The sequence below is a fragment of the Geodermatophilus saharensis genome, assembly GCF_900188205.1.
Taxonomy (GTDB): domain Bacteria; phylum Actinomycetota; class Actinomycetes; order Mycobacteriales; family Geodermatophilaceae; genus Geodermatophilus; species Geodermatophilus saharensis.
On the sequence record NZ_FZOH01000006.1, the window covers coordinates 1 to 14,523 of the forward strand.

The 14,523-nt window shown below is 75.7% G+C and carries 12 protein-coding genes and 1 rRNA gene; all 13 read right to left on the reverse strand.

What is annotated here, in order from left to right; translation table 11 throughout:
* Positions 1-185: ribosomal RNA gene (locus tag CHC04_RS15015) — 16S ribosomal RNA — on the reverse strand; the annotation flags it as partial.
* A gap of 372 nt (positions 186-557) precedes the next feature.
* Positions 558-1,844: a tyrosine--tRNA ligase gene (gene tyrS, locus CHC04_RS15020; RefSeq protein WP_089404782.1), complete on the reverse strand. Its 1,287-nt coding sequence runs from the start codon at positions 1,842-1,844 to the stop codon at positions 558-560.
* Complete coding sequence (locus tag CHC04_RS15025; RefSeq protein WP_245817258.1) at positions 1,841-2,467, reverse strand: DNA-3-methyladenine glycosylase; 627 nt, start codon at positions 2,465-2,467, stop codon at positions 1,841-1,843. Before CHC04_RS15025 ends, tyrS begins: the two co-directional genes overlap by 4 nt.
* 17 nt (positions 2,468-2,484) lie before the next feature.
* On the reverse strand, positions 2,485-3,930 hold the full coding sequence (gene argH / locus CHC04_RS15030; protein WP_089404783.1) for an argininosuccinate lyase: 1,446 nt from the start codon (positions 3,928-3,930) through the stop codon (positions 2,485-2,487).
* Positions 3,927-4,493, reverse strand: coding sequence for an arginine repressor (locus CHC04_RS15035; protein ID WP_089404784.1), 567 nt, complete (start codon positions 4,491-4,493; stop codon positions 3,927-3,929). The genes argH and CHC04_RS15035 overlap by 4 nt, the downstream gene beginning before the upstream one ends.
* Positions 4,490-5,437 carry an ornithine carbamoyltransferase gene (argF, locus tag CHC04_RS15040; RefSeq protein WP_089404785.1) on the reverse strand — a complete coding sequence of 316 codons (948 nt, stop codon included), beginning with the start codon at positions 5,435-5,437 and terminating at the stop codon, positions 4,490-4,492. The genes CHC04_RS15035 and argF overlap by 4 nt, the downstream gene beginning before the upstream one ends.
* On the reverse strand, positions 5,434-6,624 hold the full coding sequence (locus tag CHC04_RS15045) for an acetylornithine transaminase (protein WP_089404786.1): 1,191 nt from the start codon (positions 6,622-6,624) through the stop codon (positions 5,434-5,436). The genes argF and CHC04_RS15045 overlap by 4 nt, the downstream gene beginning before the upstream one ends.
* The gene (gene argB, locus CHC04_RS15050; protein ID WP_217897388.1) at positions 6,621-7,637 is read right to left on the reverse strand and encodes an acetylglutamate kinase; all 1,017 of its coding nucleotides are present in this window, start codon (positions 7,635-7,637) and stop codon (positions 6,621-6,623) included. Before argB ends, CHC04_RS15045 begins: the two co-directional genes overlap by 4 nt.
* A complete protein-coding gene (argJ, locus tag CHC04_RS15055) occupies positions 7,634-8,785 on the reverse strand; it encodes a bifunctional glutamate N-acetyltransferase/amino-acid acetyltransferase ArgJ (protein WP_089404787.1) in 1,152 nt (383 codons plus the stop codon). The genes argB and argJ overlap by 4 nt, the downstream gene beginning before the upstream one ends.
* Positions 8,782-9,834, reverse strand: coding sequence for an N-acetyl-gamma-glutamyl-phosphate reductase (argC, locus tag CHC04_RS15060; RefSeq protein ID WP_217897389.1), 1,053 nt, complete (start codon positions 9,832-9,834; stop codon positions 8,782-8,784). The genes argJ and argC overlap by 4 nt, the downstream gene beginning before the upstream one ends.
* Before the next feature lie 175 nt (positions 9,835-10,009).
* On the reverse strand, positions 10,010-10,819 hold the full coding sequence (locus tag CHC04_RS15065; protein ID WP_089404789.1) for an SDR family NAD(P)-dependent oxidoreductase: 810 nt from the start codon (positions 10,817-10,819) through the stop codon (positions 10,010-10,012).
* Positions 10,809-13,295: a phenylalanine--tRNA ligase subunit beta gene (gene pheT / locus CHC04_RS15070; RefSeq protein WP_089404790.1), complete on the reverse strand. Its 2,487-nt coding sequence runs from the start codon at positions 13,293-13,295 to the stop codon at positions 10,809-10,811. The genes CHC04_RS15065 and pheT overlap by 11 nt, the downstream gene beginning before the upstream one ends.
* Positions 13,292-14,359 (reverse strand): phenylalanine--tRNA ligase subunit alpha, encoded by a 1,068-nt coding sequence (pheS, locus tag CHC04_RS15075; protein ID WP_089404791.1) that lies wholly within the window; start codon positions 14,357-14,359, stop codon positions 13,292-13,294. Before pheS ends, pheT begins: the two co-directional genes overlap by 4 nt.
* Between the last annotated feature and the right edge of the window lie 164 nt (positions 14,360-14,523).

Here is a 14,523-nt window from a genome sequence, read left to right on the forward strand (position 1 = left end):
CAGCAGTGAACATCCGGTATTAGCCCCAATTTCTTGGAGTTATCCCAGAGCCGGGGGCAGGTTGCCCACGTGTTACTCACCCGTTCGCCACTAGGAACACCCCCGAAGAGGCGCCCTCGTTCGACTTGCATGTGTTAAGCACGCCGCCAGCGTTCGTCCTGAGCCAGGATCAAACTCTCCGTAGATGAACTTGATACCAGGCCGAGAACCGCGAGCTGACACTCGCGGAATCAATCAACCAAAGGAATCCCATCCGGACCCGAAGATCCGGAACGGGGTATTACTTGGCACTGACTTTCGGCACGCTGTTGAGTTCTCAAGGAGCGGACGCACACCAACTCGACCCTCGCGGGTTCTGCTGGAGGCTTGTTGTCCAACCCTGCGCCCGCCGGAGGTGTTCCCTGTCGGGTCCCTCGCTCCGGCCCTCCCGGGCCGTGCGGCGCGCAGAGAGAAAGTTACGTGGCTGTCGTGACCGTGTCAAACCGGTGGTCCGTGACGCCAGACACCGTTCCGGAACCGGCGTGTCACCTGGCGTTCACACGCGCCGGCCTCCTCGGCTACCGGTCCGCGGGCACCCGCTGGACCCCGGCGACCGACCGCTTCCCGCGGCGCAGGACCAGCCACCCGCCGGGCAGCCAGGCCTCCTCCCCCGGCACCGCGTCGGCGTCGGTCACCCGCTCGTTGTTGAGGTAGGCGCCGCCCTCCCTCACGGTGCGGCGCGCCTCGGAGAGGCTCCCGACCAGGCCGGTGCGCTGCAGCAGCTGGGCGACCGTCGGGGTGTCGCCGTCGACGGTGACGCTGCCGGCCTCGCGCAGGGCGGCGGCGAGGGTGTCGGCGCCCAGTGCCGTGAGGTCGTCCCGGCCGAACAGCGCGCGGCCGGCCGCCTCGGCCTGCCGCAGCTCCTCGGGCCCGTGCACCAGTGCGGTCAGCTCCTCGGCCAGGGCGCGCTGCAGCGCGCGGGCGGCGGGCCGCTCCACCGACTCGGCCACCAGGGCGTCGACCTCCTCTGCCGGGCGCTCGGAGTACAGCGGCAGCCAGGCGCGGGCGTCGGCGTCGTCGGCGTTGAGCCAGAACTGGAAGAACGTGTAGGGCGAGGTCAGCGAGGGGTCGAGCCAGACGGCACCGCCCTCGGACTTGCCGAACTTGGTGCCGTCGGACTTGGTGACCAGCGGCGTCGACAGCGCGTGCACGCGCGCTCCCTCGGTGCGGCGCACCAGGTCGATGCCGGCGGTGAGGTTGCCCCACTGGTCCGAGCCGCCGGTCTGCAGCGTCACCCCGTGCCGCCGGTGCAGCTCGCGGAAGTCGTTGGCCTGCAGGATCTGGTAGCTGAACTCGGTGTAGCTGATGCCGGCCTCGGAGTTCAGCCGCGCGGACACCGCCTCCTTGGCCAGCATCTGGCTGACCCGGAAGTGCTTGCCGAGGTCGCGCAGGAAGTCGATGGCCGAGACCGGCGCGGTCCACTCGAGGTTGTCGACGTAGACCGGGCGGGCCAGTCCGTCGGTCTCGGCGGGGACCTCGAGGAAGGGCGCGACCTGCTCGCGGATGCGCTGCACCCAGCCGGCGACGGTCTCGCGGTCGTTGAGCTGGCGCTCGGCCGACGGCCGCGGGTCCCCGATGAGGCCGGTGGCGCCGCCCACCAGCACCACCGGCCGGTGCCCGGCGCGCTGCAGGGCGCGCAGCACCATGAACTGCAGCAGGTGGCCGACGTGCAGGCTCGGCGCGGTCGGGTCGAAGCCGGCGTAGTAGCTGACCGGCCCCTCGGCGAGGTGCGCCCGCAGCGCCTCCTCGTCGGTGCTCTGGGCGATCAGCCCACGGCGGTGCAGCTCGGACAGGACGTCGGTCACGGGTGACCATCCTGCCCGGCGGCGCGGCGGCGGCGCGGCCCGCCCGGGCGGAACGCGCTCACCGACGGCGCGCCGGTCTCCCAGAACCGCCACGGCAGCTCCGTCGCCCGGGTGATGCCGACCCGCGGCCCGGTCGAGACGGCGGACGGCGGTTCCCCGGCGTGCAGCCGCACGGAGGACGCCGGGTCGAGGACGTCGGCGCCGCCGTCGCCGGGCCCGATGCCCAGGGACGCCGTCAGCCGGGCCGGGCCGCGGGCGAGGTCGCGCGGCACCTTCGCCGACGGCCGGCGGGTGGCGGCCAGCGACTCCCCGGCCACGACCTCCCCGGCGCGCAGCAGCACCGCCGAGCCGCGGCCGGCGGGGCCGACGACGACGTTGGCGCACCAGTGCACGCCGTAGCTGAAGTAGACGTAGAGCCGGCCGGGCGGGCCGAACATGATCGCCGCGCGCGGCGTGGGCCCGCGGTGGGCGTGCGAGGCCGGGTCCTCCCCCTCCCCCGAGTACGCCTCGACCTCGGTGAGCCGCACCGCGACGGTGCCCTCCGGCCGGTCGGTGACGAGCAGGCAGCCCAGCAGCGCCGGCGCGACGACGTCGACCGGCCCGAGCAGCTCGTCGGCCGTCACCAGGCGGCCGGCAGCGCTCAGAGGGCGGCCGCCACGGGCGAGCCGGCCGACCAGCGGCCGTGCGCGGCGGCGACGTCCTTGAGCGCGGCGAGCTGACCGGCGACCTGGCGGGGGGCGGTCCCCCCGCGGGTGTCGCGCGCCTCCAGCGCGCCGCGGACCGACAGCACCGCGCGCACCTCCGGGGTGAGCCGCTCGTCGATGCCGGCGAGCTGGTCGTCGTCGAGCTCGTCGAGCTCCAGGCCGGCCTCCTCGCAGAAGGAGACCATCGCGCCGGAGATCTCGTGCGCCGAGCGGAACGGGACGCCGCTGCGGACCAGCCACTCGGCGACGTCGGTGGCCAGGGCGAACCCCTGCGGCGCGGCGGCCTCGAGCACCTCCGGGCGCAGCGTGAGCGTCGCGACCATCCCGGTGACCGCGGGCAGCAGGAGCAGCAGCTGCTCGAGGGAGTCGAAGACCGGCTCCTTGTCCTCCTGCAGGTCGCGGTCGTAGGCCAGCGGCAGGCCCTTGAGCACGGTGAGCAGGGCGGTGAGGTTGCCGACGAACCGGCCGGACTTGCCGCGCGCGAGCTCGGCGACGTCGGGGTTCTTCTTCTGCGGCATGATCGACGACCCGGTGGCCCAGGCGTCGTCGAGCCGCGCCCAGCCGAACTCCGTCGACGTCCACAGCACGACCTCCTCCCCGAGCCGGGACAGGTGGACGCCGACCATCGCCGCGGCGAAGCAGAACTCCGCGGCGAAGTCGCGGTCGCTGACCGCGTCGATCGAGTTGTCGGCCGCGCGGTCGAAGCCGAGCTCGGCGGCGACGGCGTCGGGGTCCAGCGGCAGCGAGGACCCGGCCAGCGCGCCGGAGCCCAGCGGGCTGACCGCGGCCCGGCGGTCCCAGTCCTGCAGCCGGTCGACGTCGCGGGCGAACGCGTGGGCGTGGGCGAGCAGCTGGTGGGCGACGAGCACCGGCTGGGCGTGCTGCAGGTGGGTCATCCCGGGCGCCGGCACGTCCAGGTACCGCTCGGCGAGGCCCAGCAGCGCGTACTCCAGCGAGGCGAGCTCGCCGACCAGCGCGCGGACGTTGTGCCGCAGGTACAGCCGCAGGTCGGTGGCGACCTGGTCGTTGCGGGAACGGCCGGCGCGCAGCTTGCCCCCGAGCGGGCCGAGCTTGGCCAGCAGGCCGCGCTCGAGGGCCTCGTGCACGTCCTCGTCGGCCTCGACCGGGGCGAAGGTGCCCGCGGCCACCTCCGCCGAGAGCTCGGTGAGCGCGCGCAGCATCTGCTCGAGCTCGTCGTCGGCGAGCAGCCCGGCGCGGTGCAGCACCCGGGCGTGGGCGCGCGAGCCGGCCAGGTCGTAGGGCGCCAGCCGCCAGTCGACGTCGGTGGACTTCGACAGCGCCGCCATCGCCGGGGACGGCCCGCCGCCGAAGCGGCCGCCCCAGAGCCGGGTCTGCGAGGCGGGGGCGGTCGGGTCGGTCACGGGGCGGTTCCTCCGGGTGTTCGTGGGGCCGGCGTCTCGTCGGTCAGGTCGGTGTGCAGCTCGGGGTAGACCGCCGGGGTCCGGGCGGCCAGGGCGAGCAGCCGCTCGGCCAGCGCCGGCCCGCCGTCGGGCGCGCGGGAGACGGCGAGCAGCGTGTCGTCACCGGCGATGGTGCCCAGGACGTCGGGCAGTCCCACCTTGTCCAGCGCGGAGGCGAGGAACTGCGCGGCCCCCGGCGGGGTGCGCAGCACCGCGAGGTTGGCGCTCCCCTCGGCGCTGGTGAGCAGGTCGGCCAGCAGCCGGGTGAGCCGGGCCGGAGCGGTCTGCGCCGGGCGCAGCGGGGCGTTCTCCGGCGGGAGCACGTAGGACGCCGGGGCGCCGTCGGAACCGCGCAGCTTGACCGCGCCGAGTTCCTCCAGGTCGCGCGACAGCGTGGCCTGGGTGACCTCGACGCCGGACTCGGCCAGCAGGGCGGCGAGCTGGGTCTGCGAGGTGACCGGGCGGGCGGTGATCAGCTCGGCGATGCGGGCCTGCCGGGCCGACCGGTGGAGCGCTCCGCTCACCCGGACCGCTCCAGCAGCCACGTCAGCAGGGCCTTCTGCGCGTGCAGCCGGTTCTCCGCCTCGTCCCAGACGGCGCTCTGCGGCCCGTCGATGACGCCGGCGGCGATCTCCTTGCCGCGGTAGGCCGGCAGGCAGTGCAGGACGACGGCACCGGCGGCGGCGCGGGCGAGCGCCGCCTCGTCGACGGCGTAGGGCAGGAACGGCGCGACCCGCGCCTCGTACTCGCCCTCCTGCCCCATGGAGACCCAGGTGTCGGTGGCCAGCACGTCGGCGCCGTCGGCGGCGGCCGCCGGGTCGGCGGTCCACCGCACCGATCCGCCGGTCTCCGCGGCGATCTCCCCCGCCCGCTCGAGCACGTCGGGGTCGGGCCGGTAGCCCTCCGGCGAGCCGATCCGCACGTGCATGCCGGCCGTGGCGCCGCCGAGCAGGTAGGAGTGCGCCATGTTGTTCGCGCCGTCGCCGAGGTAGGTCAGCGTCCGCCCGGCGGGCGTGCCGTGGGCCTCGGCGACCGTCTGCAGGTCGGCCAGGATCTGACAGGGGTGGAAGTCGTCGGTGAGCGCGTTGACCACCGGCACCCGGCTGGTGGCGGCCATGGTCTCCAGCCGGTCCTGCCCGAAGGTGCGCCACACGATGGCGGCCACCTGGCGGTCGAGCACCCGGGTGGTGTCCTCGACCGGCTCGCCGCGGCCGAGCTGGCTGGTGCCGGCGTCGACGACGAGCGGGTACCCGCCGAGCTCGGCGACGCCGACGGAGAACGACACCCGGGTGCGGGTCGAGGGCTTGTCGAACACCACCGCCACCGCCCGCGGCACCCCGTTCGGGGCCCGCAGCGGGGTGGGGGCGGCGTCGGTGTGCCGGGTCCGCTTGAGCTCGGCGGCCAGCGCGAGGACCTCGGCCTGCTCGTCCGGGGTGAGGTCGTCGTCGCGGGTGAGGTGCCGGGTCACGGGGTGGCCTCCTGCAGGGCGGTGTCCAGGGCGGCCGGCAGGGCGGCGAGGAAGGCGTCGACCTGGGCGTCGGTGAGGACCAGGGACGGCGCGAGCCGCAGCACGTCGGGCGCGACGGCGTTGGTGAGGAAGCCGGCGTCGCGCAGGGCGGCCTCCAGGGGCCCTGCCACGTCCCGAGCGAGGACGACGCCGAGCAGAGCGCCCCTCCCCCGGACGCCGGAGACGCCGGGGTGCCCGAGGCCCTCCACGCCGGCGGTGAACCGGTGCTCGAGCTCCTTGGCGCGCTCCAGCAGGCCCTCGTCGCGGATGGTGTCGAGGACGGCGAGCGCGGCCGCGGCGGCGATCGGGTTCCCGCCGAAGGTGGACCCGTGCGAGCCGGCGGTCATCAGGTCGGCGGCCTCGCCGAAGGCGAGGGTGGCGCCGAGGGGCAGCCCGCCGCCGAGCGCCTTGGCCACCGTGACCAGGTCCGGCTGCAGCCCGTCGGCCTGGTGCGCGAACCAGTGACCGGTGCGGCCGGTGCCGGTCTGCACCTCGTCGACGGCGAACAGCGCGCCGGCGGCCCGGGCGGTGTCCGCGGCGGCGGGCAGGTAGCCGGCGGGCGCGGGCAGCACGCCGCCCTCGCCGAGCACCGGCTCCAGCAGCACCATCGCCGTCCGGTCGCCGACCGCGCCGGCCAGCGCGGCGGCGTCGCCGTAGGGCACGTACCGGACGCCGCCGGGCAGCGGGGCGAAGGCGGCGGCCTTGGACGGCTGGCCGGTGAGCGCCAGCGCGCCCATCGTGCGGCCGTGGAAGGCGCCCTCGGCGGTGACCACCTCGGGCCGCCCGGTCAGCCGGCTGATCTTGAAGGCGGCCTCGTTGGCCTCGGCGCCGGAGTTGCAGAAGAACACCCGCCCGGGCCGGCCGGCCAGCTCCAGCAGCCGCTCGGCGAGGGTGACGCCGGGCTCGTGCATCGCCAGGTTGGACACGTGCCCGAGGGTCTGCGCCTGCCGGGTGATCGCCTCCACCACCCGCGGGTGGGCGTGGCCGAGGATCGTCGTCGCGATGCCGCCGAGCAGGTCGGTGTACTCGCGGCCGTCGACGTCCCACACGGTGGCGCCCTGCCCGCGCGCGAGCGCGACCGGCGGCGTCCGGTAGTTGCCCATCATCACCGCCGACCAGCGGCCGGCCAGCTCCTCGGTGCGGGTCATGCCGGCTCCTCCCCGGTCGGGACGTCGTCGGACGTCGTCGCGGCGGGGACGACCATCGTCCCGGTGCCCTCGGTGGTGAACATCTCCAGCAGCAGGGCGTGCGGGGTGCGCCCGTCGACGACGGTGGCCCGCCGGACCCCGCCCTCGACCGCCCGCAGGCAGGCGGCCATCTTCGGGACCATCCCGGCGTCGAGCGTCGGGAGGATCTCGGCCAGCTCGGCGGCGTCGATCTGCTGCACCAGCGAGTCGCGGTCGGGCCAGTCGGCGTAGAGGCCCTCGACGTCGGTCAGCACGACGAGCTTGACCGCCCCCAGCGCCACGGCCAGCGCGGCGGCGGCGGTGTCGGCGTTGACGTTGTGCACCACGCCGTCGCGGTCGGGTGCGACGGTGGCCACGACCGGGATCTTGCCCCGCTCGAGCAGCGCGGTGACCGGCGTGGGGTCGACGGCGACGACGTCGCCGACCAGGCCGACGTCGACCGGCTCCCCGTCGACCACGGCGACGGTGCGCTCGGCGGTGAACAGCCCGCCGTCCTCCCCGGACAGGCCGACCGCCAGCGGGCCGTGGCCGTTGATCAGCCCGACGACCTCGGGGGTGACCTGGCCGGTGAGCACCATCCGGACGACGTCGACGGTCTCCTCGGTGGTGACCCGCAGGCCGCCGCGGAACTCGCTGTCGATGCCGAGCCGGCCGAGCATCCCGCTGATCTGCGGTCCGCCGCCGTGGACGACGACGGGCAGGATGCCGCAGGTCCGCAGGAACACCATGTCGTCGGCGAAGGCCCGGCGGCAGTCCTCGTCGACCATCGCGTGCCCGCCGTACTTGATCACCACGACGTTGCCGTGGAACTCCTTGAGCCACGGCAGCGCCCCGGTGAGGACGGCGACCTTCGCGGCGTCGCCCTCGGGGTCGTGCCGGCGCATGCGCCGCGTGGTGCCGACGCGCCGCCGCGGCGACGGGGGCGCCTCGTCGACCCGGACGTCGGGCGGGGTGGGGTCCTCCTTGGTGCTCACGTCGAGTACGCCGAGTTCTCGTGCACGTAGGCGATCGACAGGTCGTTGGTCCAGATCGTGGCCTGCTCGGTGCCGGCCCGGAGGTCGACGTCGATGGTGACCGCGCGGCCGGTGAGGTCGACGCCCTCCCGCGGGTCGCCGATGGCACCGCCGCGGCAGACGGTGACGCCGTTGATGGTCACGTCGACCCGGTCGGGCTCGAAGGCGGCGTCGGTGGTGCCGAGCGCGGCCAGCACCCGGCCCCAGTTGGGGTCGTTGCCGAACAGCGCCGTCTTGAGCAGGTTGTTGCGCGCGCACGCCCGGCCGGCGGTGAGCGCGTCCTGCACGCTCGCGGCGTTGCGCACGGTGATGGCGATGTCCTTGGTCGAGCCCTCGGCGTCGGCGAGCAGCTGCATGGCCAGGTCGGTGGCGGCGGCGGTGAGCGCCTCGGCCACCTCCCCGGGCGCCGGCGTCACGCCGCTGGCGCCGCTGGACAGCACGATCACCGTGTCGTTGGTGGACAGGCAGCCGTCGGAGTCGACGCGCTCGAAGCTGACGCCTGTCGCCTGCTCCAGCGCCGGGCCGAGCACGTCGGCAGGCACGACCGCGTCGGTGGTGAGGACGACGAGCATCGTGGCCAGGCTCGGCGCGAGCATGCCCGCGCCCTTCGCCATGCCGCCGACGGACCAGCCGTCCCGGTGCTGCACGGTGGTCTTGGGGACGCTGTCGGTGGTCATGATCGCCCGCGCGGCGTCCGCCCCGCCGTCGGCCGACAGCGCCTTCGCCGCGTCGGTGACGCCGGGCAGCAGCCGGTCCATGGGCAGCCGGACGCCGATGAGCCCGGTCGAGGCGACCGCGACGTCGATGGCGCCCAGGCCGAGTTCCGCGGCGGTGTGCTCGGCGGTGGCGTGGGTGTCGCCGAACCCCTCGGTGCCGGTGCAGGCGTTGGCCCCCCCGGAGTTGAGGACCACCGCCCGCAGCCGCCCGCCGAGCAGCACCTGGCGGCTCCACAGCACCGGCGCGGCGGGGAAGCGGTTGGTGGTGAAGACGCCGGCCGCGGCGTCGTGCGGGCCGTCGTTGACGACCAGCGCGACGTCGGGGTCGCCGGAGCTCTTCAGCCCGGCAGCGACGCCCGCGGCCCGGAAGCCGGCCGGTGCGGTGACGCTCACGGAGCCACCCCCACGACCGGCAGGCCGGTGGTCTCGGGCAGGCCGAGGGCGAGGTTGGCGCACTGGACGGCCGCGCCGGCGGTGCCCTTGACGAGGTTGTCGACGGCGGAGACGACGACCAGCCGGCGGGCGTCGGGGTCGACGGCGACCTGCAGCACGACGGTGTTCGCCCCGAGCACCTGCGCCGTCGTCGGCCACTGCCCCTCGGGCAGCAGGTGCACGAACGGCTCGTCGCCGTAGGCCTTCTCGTAGACGGCGCGGACGGCGGCGGTGTCGATCGCCGGGTCGGCGCCGTCGGCCAGCGGCGCGGTGCAGGTGGCGAGGATGCCGCGGCTCATCGGCACCAGCGTCGGGGTGAAGCTGACGGTGACGTCGCGGCCGGCCGCCCGGGAGAGGTTCTGCACCATCTCCGGCGTGTGCCGGTGCACCCCGCCGACGCCGTAGGCGCCGGCCGAGCCCATGACCTCGCTGCCGAGCAGGTGCGGCTTGGCGGCCTTGCCCGCGCCGGAGGTGCCGGAGGCGGCGACCACGACGACGTCGGGCCCGGCCAGGCCGGCGGCCAGCGCGGGGGCGAGGGCCAGGCTGACCGCGGTCGGGTAGCAGCCCGGCACGGCGATCCGCCGCGCGCCGGCCAGCTCCTCGCGCCGCCCCGGCAGCTCGGGCAGGCCGTAGGGCCAGGCGCCGGCGTGCTCGGATCCGTACCAGCGGGCCCAGGCGGCGGGGTCCTCGAGGCGGTGGTCGGCGCCGCAGTCGATCACCAGGGTGTCCGGCGGGAGCTGCGCGGCGATGGCCGCCGACTCGCCGTGCGGCAGGGCGAGCACGACGACGTCGTAGCCGGCGAGGTCCTCGGGCGCGCTGGGCCGCACCTCCAGGTCGGCGAAGGGCAGCAGGTGCGGCTGCAGCTCGCCCAGGCGTCGCCCCGCGCTCGCGTTGGCGTGCACCCCGGCCAGCCGCAGGTCCGGGTGCCCGGCCAGCAGCCGGCACACCTCTCCCCCGGCGTACCCGGTGGCGCCGGTGACCCCGACCGTCCACGTCTGCGCACTCGTCACGGTGAATGACCATACATGCCCCTGCATGACCTTCCACCCTCGAGGTCAGGAGGTGCTCCGCGGCGCAGTCGTGCTCTGCCTACGGACGTGGGCAGAGCGCGAGGTCTCGGTGCCGCGCGGCTCGTGCTCTGCACACGGGTGTGTGCAGAGCACGAGCGAGCGCAGGAGGACCGGCTCAGGCCAGCGGGTCGCCGTCGCCGTAGGGCCGCAGCCGCAGCTTCCGCGCGTCGCCGGCCGGCGTGGTGGCGCGCAGGGTGTCCAGGGAGTCGACGCCGGCGCGGACGAACCGCCCCGACCACTGGTCGAGCTCGCCGGTGGCGATGGCGACGACGAGCTCGACGACGTCCTCCGGGCGGGTCCACTCGGTGCGGCCGGCGTGCATCGGCATGGCGCGGGTCATGGCGGTGTCGACCACGCCGGGTGCCAGGTCGAACGCCCGCACGCCGTGCGCGGCGCCGGCCAGGTCGAGGGACTCGGTGAGGCGCATCTGCGCGGTCTTGCCCGCCGAGTAGGCGCTGTAGTGCGGGTTCGCGCGGGTGCCGATGCCACTGGCCAGCCCGACCACCCGCCCGCCGCCGGCCGCGACCATCCCGGGCAGCACGGCGCGGACGAGCAGGAACGGGCCGCGCACCTGGCTCTCCACCACCGCCCACCACTGGTCGGGGTCGGCCTCCCACGGCGGCACCTCGGCGGCGTCGACGAGCCCGGCGTTGTTGACCAGCAGCCCCACCGGCCCGAGCTCCCCGGTCACCCGCGCGACGGCGGCGTCGACGGCGGCGGGGTCGGTGACGTCGGCGGGCACGGCGAGGGTGCGCGCGCCGGTGGCCGCGGCGACGTCGTCCATCGCCGCCCGCAGCCGATCGCCGCCGCGGGCCAGCCCGGCGACGGCGGCGCCGCGGGCGGCCAGCCCCTCGGCGAGGTGCCGGCCGATGCCCGCCGACGCCCCGGTGACGAGCGCGACGAGCCCGGTCAGGTCAGGCGTCACCGCTGCGCAGGGTGATCCCCTGCAGCTCCACGACCGCGACGATGCCGGCGCGCACGCGGGCGACGTCCTCGGCGGTCAGCGTGCGGTCGGGCGCGCGCAGCACCAGCGAGTACGCCAGCGAGCGCGACCCCGGCGGCACCGGCGGGCCGGCGTAGACGTCGAACAGGCGCACCGACTCGAACAGGTCGCCGGCTCCGCCGCGCACCAGCGACTCGACGTGCGCGGCGGTGATCTCGTCGGGCACGACGAAGGCGAGGTCGAGGAAGACCGGCGGGAAGGCGGAGATCGGCGGGCCCACCGGCACGGGCGCCGGAGGCAGCGCGTCGACGTCGAGCTCCATGACGCAGGTGCGGGCCGGCAGGTCGAGAGCCGCGCACACCCGCGGGTGCAGCTCGCCGGCGTACCCGACGACGCGGGCGTCGTCGCCCTCGCCGACCACGAGCTCGGCGCAGCGGCCGGGGTGCCAGGGCGCGCGCTCGCCGGGGCGGACGAACAGCCGCACGCCGGCGGCCTCGGCGACGAGCCGGGCGGCCTGCACGGCGTCGGCCCAGCCGGCCGGGCGGCCCGGGCCCCACCAGCCGCGGGGCTCGCGGGCGCCGGTCAGCGCGACGGCCACGTGCCAGGGCTGGTCGGGCACCGCCCCGAGGATGGCGGCGACGGTCCCGTCGTCGGGACGGCGCTCGATCCCGGGCACCGGAGCCGGCTGGCCCACCCCGCCGAGGAAGACCGCTCCGTGCTCGAACACGGCGAGGTCGCGTTGCCCGCGCCCGAGGTTGCGGGCCAGGGTCGCCAACAGCCCCGGCAGCAGCGTGGTGCGCAGCGCCGGCTCCTCCTCCGACAGCGGGTTGCGCAGGACGATGACCTGCCGCCGCGGGTCGTCGTCGGGCAGGCCGAGGGTGTCGGGGACGCCCAGCCCGACGAACGGGTAGGCCGGGGCCTCGACGTACCCGGCATCGGCGAGCGCACGGCCGATGCTGCGCCGGCGCCGCTGGGTCTCGGTGAGCCCTCGTCCGGGCGGTGCGGTCGGCAGCACCGAGGGGATGTCGTCGAAGCCGGCGAGCCGGACGACCTCCTCGACCAGGTCGGCGGGGAGCGCCAGGTCGGCGCGCCACGACGGCGGGTGCACGGTCAGCCGGTCGCCGTCGGCCGTGACGGCGCAGCCGACCGACTCGAGCACCGCGACCACCTGCTCGGTGGTGTAGTCGACGCCGACCAGCCGCGTCGGCAGTCCGGCGTCCAGGTCGACCGCCGGGCGCGGCCGCCGGGTGTCGACGTCGACCAGTCCGCCGACCACCCGGGCGCCACCGTGCTCGGCGAGCAGCTCGGCGGCCCGGGCCAGCGCGACCACGGTCATCTCCGGGTCGACGCCGCGCTCGAAGCGCTTCGCGGCCTCGCTCGGCAGCCGGTGGCGGCGCGCCGTGCGCGACACCCCGGTCGGCTCCCAGTGGGCGGCCTCCAGCAGGACGGCGGACGAGGCGTCGCCGATCTCGGTGTTCTCGCCGCCCATGACGGCCGCGAGCCCGATCGGTCCGGTGTCGTCGGTGATGAGCAGGTCGTCGCCGGTGAGCTCCCGGGTGGTGCCGTCGAGGGTGGTGAGCTCCTCCCCGTCGCGCGCGAGGCGCACGGTGACGGGGCCGGTGACGGCGGCCCGGTCGAAGGCGTGCATCGGCTGCCCGAGCTCGAGCATGACGAAGTTGGTGACGTCGACGGCCAGCGAGATGCTGCGGATGCCGCACTCGGTCAGCCGGCGACGCAGCCACCAGGGGCTGGGCGCGGCGGGGTCGAGATCCTCCAGCGCGACCATCGAGAAGCGGTCGCAGCGGTCGGGGTCGGCGACGGTCACCTGCCACCCGGGCGCGCCGCTCCAGGCCGGCACCGGGCGGTCGCCCGGGTCGCGCCAGGTCACGCCCAGCGCCGCCGCCAGGTCGCGGGCGATGCCGCGCAGCGACATGGCATAGCCGCGGTCGGGGGTGACCTCGAGCTCGAAGACCACGTCGTCCAGGCCGACCAGATCGGCGGCGGGTGTGCCGGGCGCAGGGCTGTCGGCACCGTGCCCGACGACCAGGATGCCGGTGTGGTCCTCGCCGATGCCCAGCTCGCGGACCGAGCAGATCATCCCGTCGGAGACGTGGTCGTAGGTCTTCCGGGCGGCGATCTCGAACCCGCCCGGCAGCACCGCACCCGGCAGGGCGACCACGACGGCGTCGTCGACGGCGAAGTTGCGGGCGCCGCAGACGATGCCCCGGGGCTCGGCCTCCCCGACGTCGACCCGGCAGTACCGGATCGGCTTCTTGAAGCCGGTGAGCTCCTCGATCTCCAGCACCCGGCCGGTGACCAGGGGGCCGGTCGTCGGCTCGGGCCGGTGGACGCCCTCGACCTCGAACCCGATGCGCACGAACGCCTCGTCGAGCTCCTCGACCGAGATGCCCGCGGGCAGGTCGACCAGCTCGGCCAGCCAGCTGACGGGGACCCTCACTGCTCGACTCCGAACGCCGTGGTGAACCGGACGTCGCCCTCGACGATGTCGCGCATGTCGCCGACGCCCGAGCGGAACTGCAGCGCGCGCTCGATGCCCATGCCGAAGGCGAACCCGGAGTACTCCTCCGGATCGACACCGCAGGCGGTGAGCACGCGGGGGTGGACCATGCCGCACCCGCCCCACTCGACCCACTGCGGGCCGTCGCGGTGCTCGGGGAACCACACGTCGAACTCCGCCGACGGCTCGGTGAAGGGGAAGAAGTGCGGCCGCCAGCGGGTGCGGGCGTCGGGGCCGAACAGCGACCGGGCCAGGTGGTCGAGCGTGCCGCGCAGGTGGGCCATGGTCAGCCCGCGGTCGACGGCCAGGCCCTCGACCTGGTGGAAGACCGGGGTGTGCGTCGCGTCGAGCTCGTCGGTGCGGTAGGTGCGCCCGGGCGCGACGACGTAGACGGGCGGCCGGCGGGCGAGCATCGTGCGCGCCTGCACCGGGCTGGTGTGGGTGCGCAGGACCAGCCCGGAGCCCTCGGGCGCGACGAAGAAGGTGTCGGACAGCCACCGCGCCGGGTGGTCGGGCCCGAAGTTGAGCGCGTCGAAGTTCAGCCACTCGGCCTCGAGCTCGGGGCCGTCGGCGACCTCGTAGCCCATGCCGACGAACACGTCGGCGATCCGCTCCATCAGCGTGGTGATCGGGTGCCGCGCGCCGCGCGGGGTGCGGTCCCACGGCAGCGTGACGTCGACCCGCTCCTCGGCCAGCACCCTCTCGTCGCGCTCGGCCTCCAGCAGCGCGCGGCGGGTGTCGTAGGCCTCCGTGACGGCGACCCGCGCCGCGTTGACCCGCTTGCCGGCGTCGGCCCGGGCGGCCGGGGGCAGCGCGCCGAGCTCGCGGCGGGCCAGCGGCACGGGGGCGCGGTCGCCGAGGTGGGCCGGGCGGACGGCGGCCAGCGCGTCGAGGTCGGGGGCCGTCGCGAAGGCCTCGCGGGCCGCGGCGACGGCGGCGTCGAGGGCCTCGGCGGAGAGGGCCGCGACCTGCTTGGGGTCGTAGGGGTCGTTGGCGCCGGACACGGGAGGCCATTCTGCCCGCCACCCCGACCCCGCCGCCCCCGGGTTCCCGGCGTGCGCGCCCCTCCCCCGCGCCGAGATCGCGCGATCTCGGCCGCCCACGGGCCCCGAGACGTCGAGATCGCGCGATCTCGGCCGCAGCGGGGGGGTGTCGGGGGCGGCTGTCA

Excerpts from the sequence above, each read along its gene's own strand:
- CHC04_RS15045 (WP_089404786.1), bottom strand. The coding sequence starts at position 6,624 with ATGACCCGCACCGAGGAGCTGGCCGGCCGCTGGTCGGCGGTGATGATG.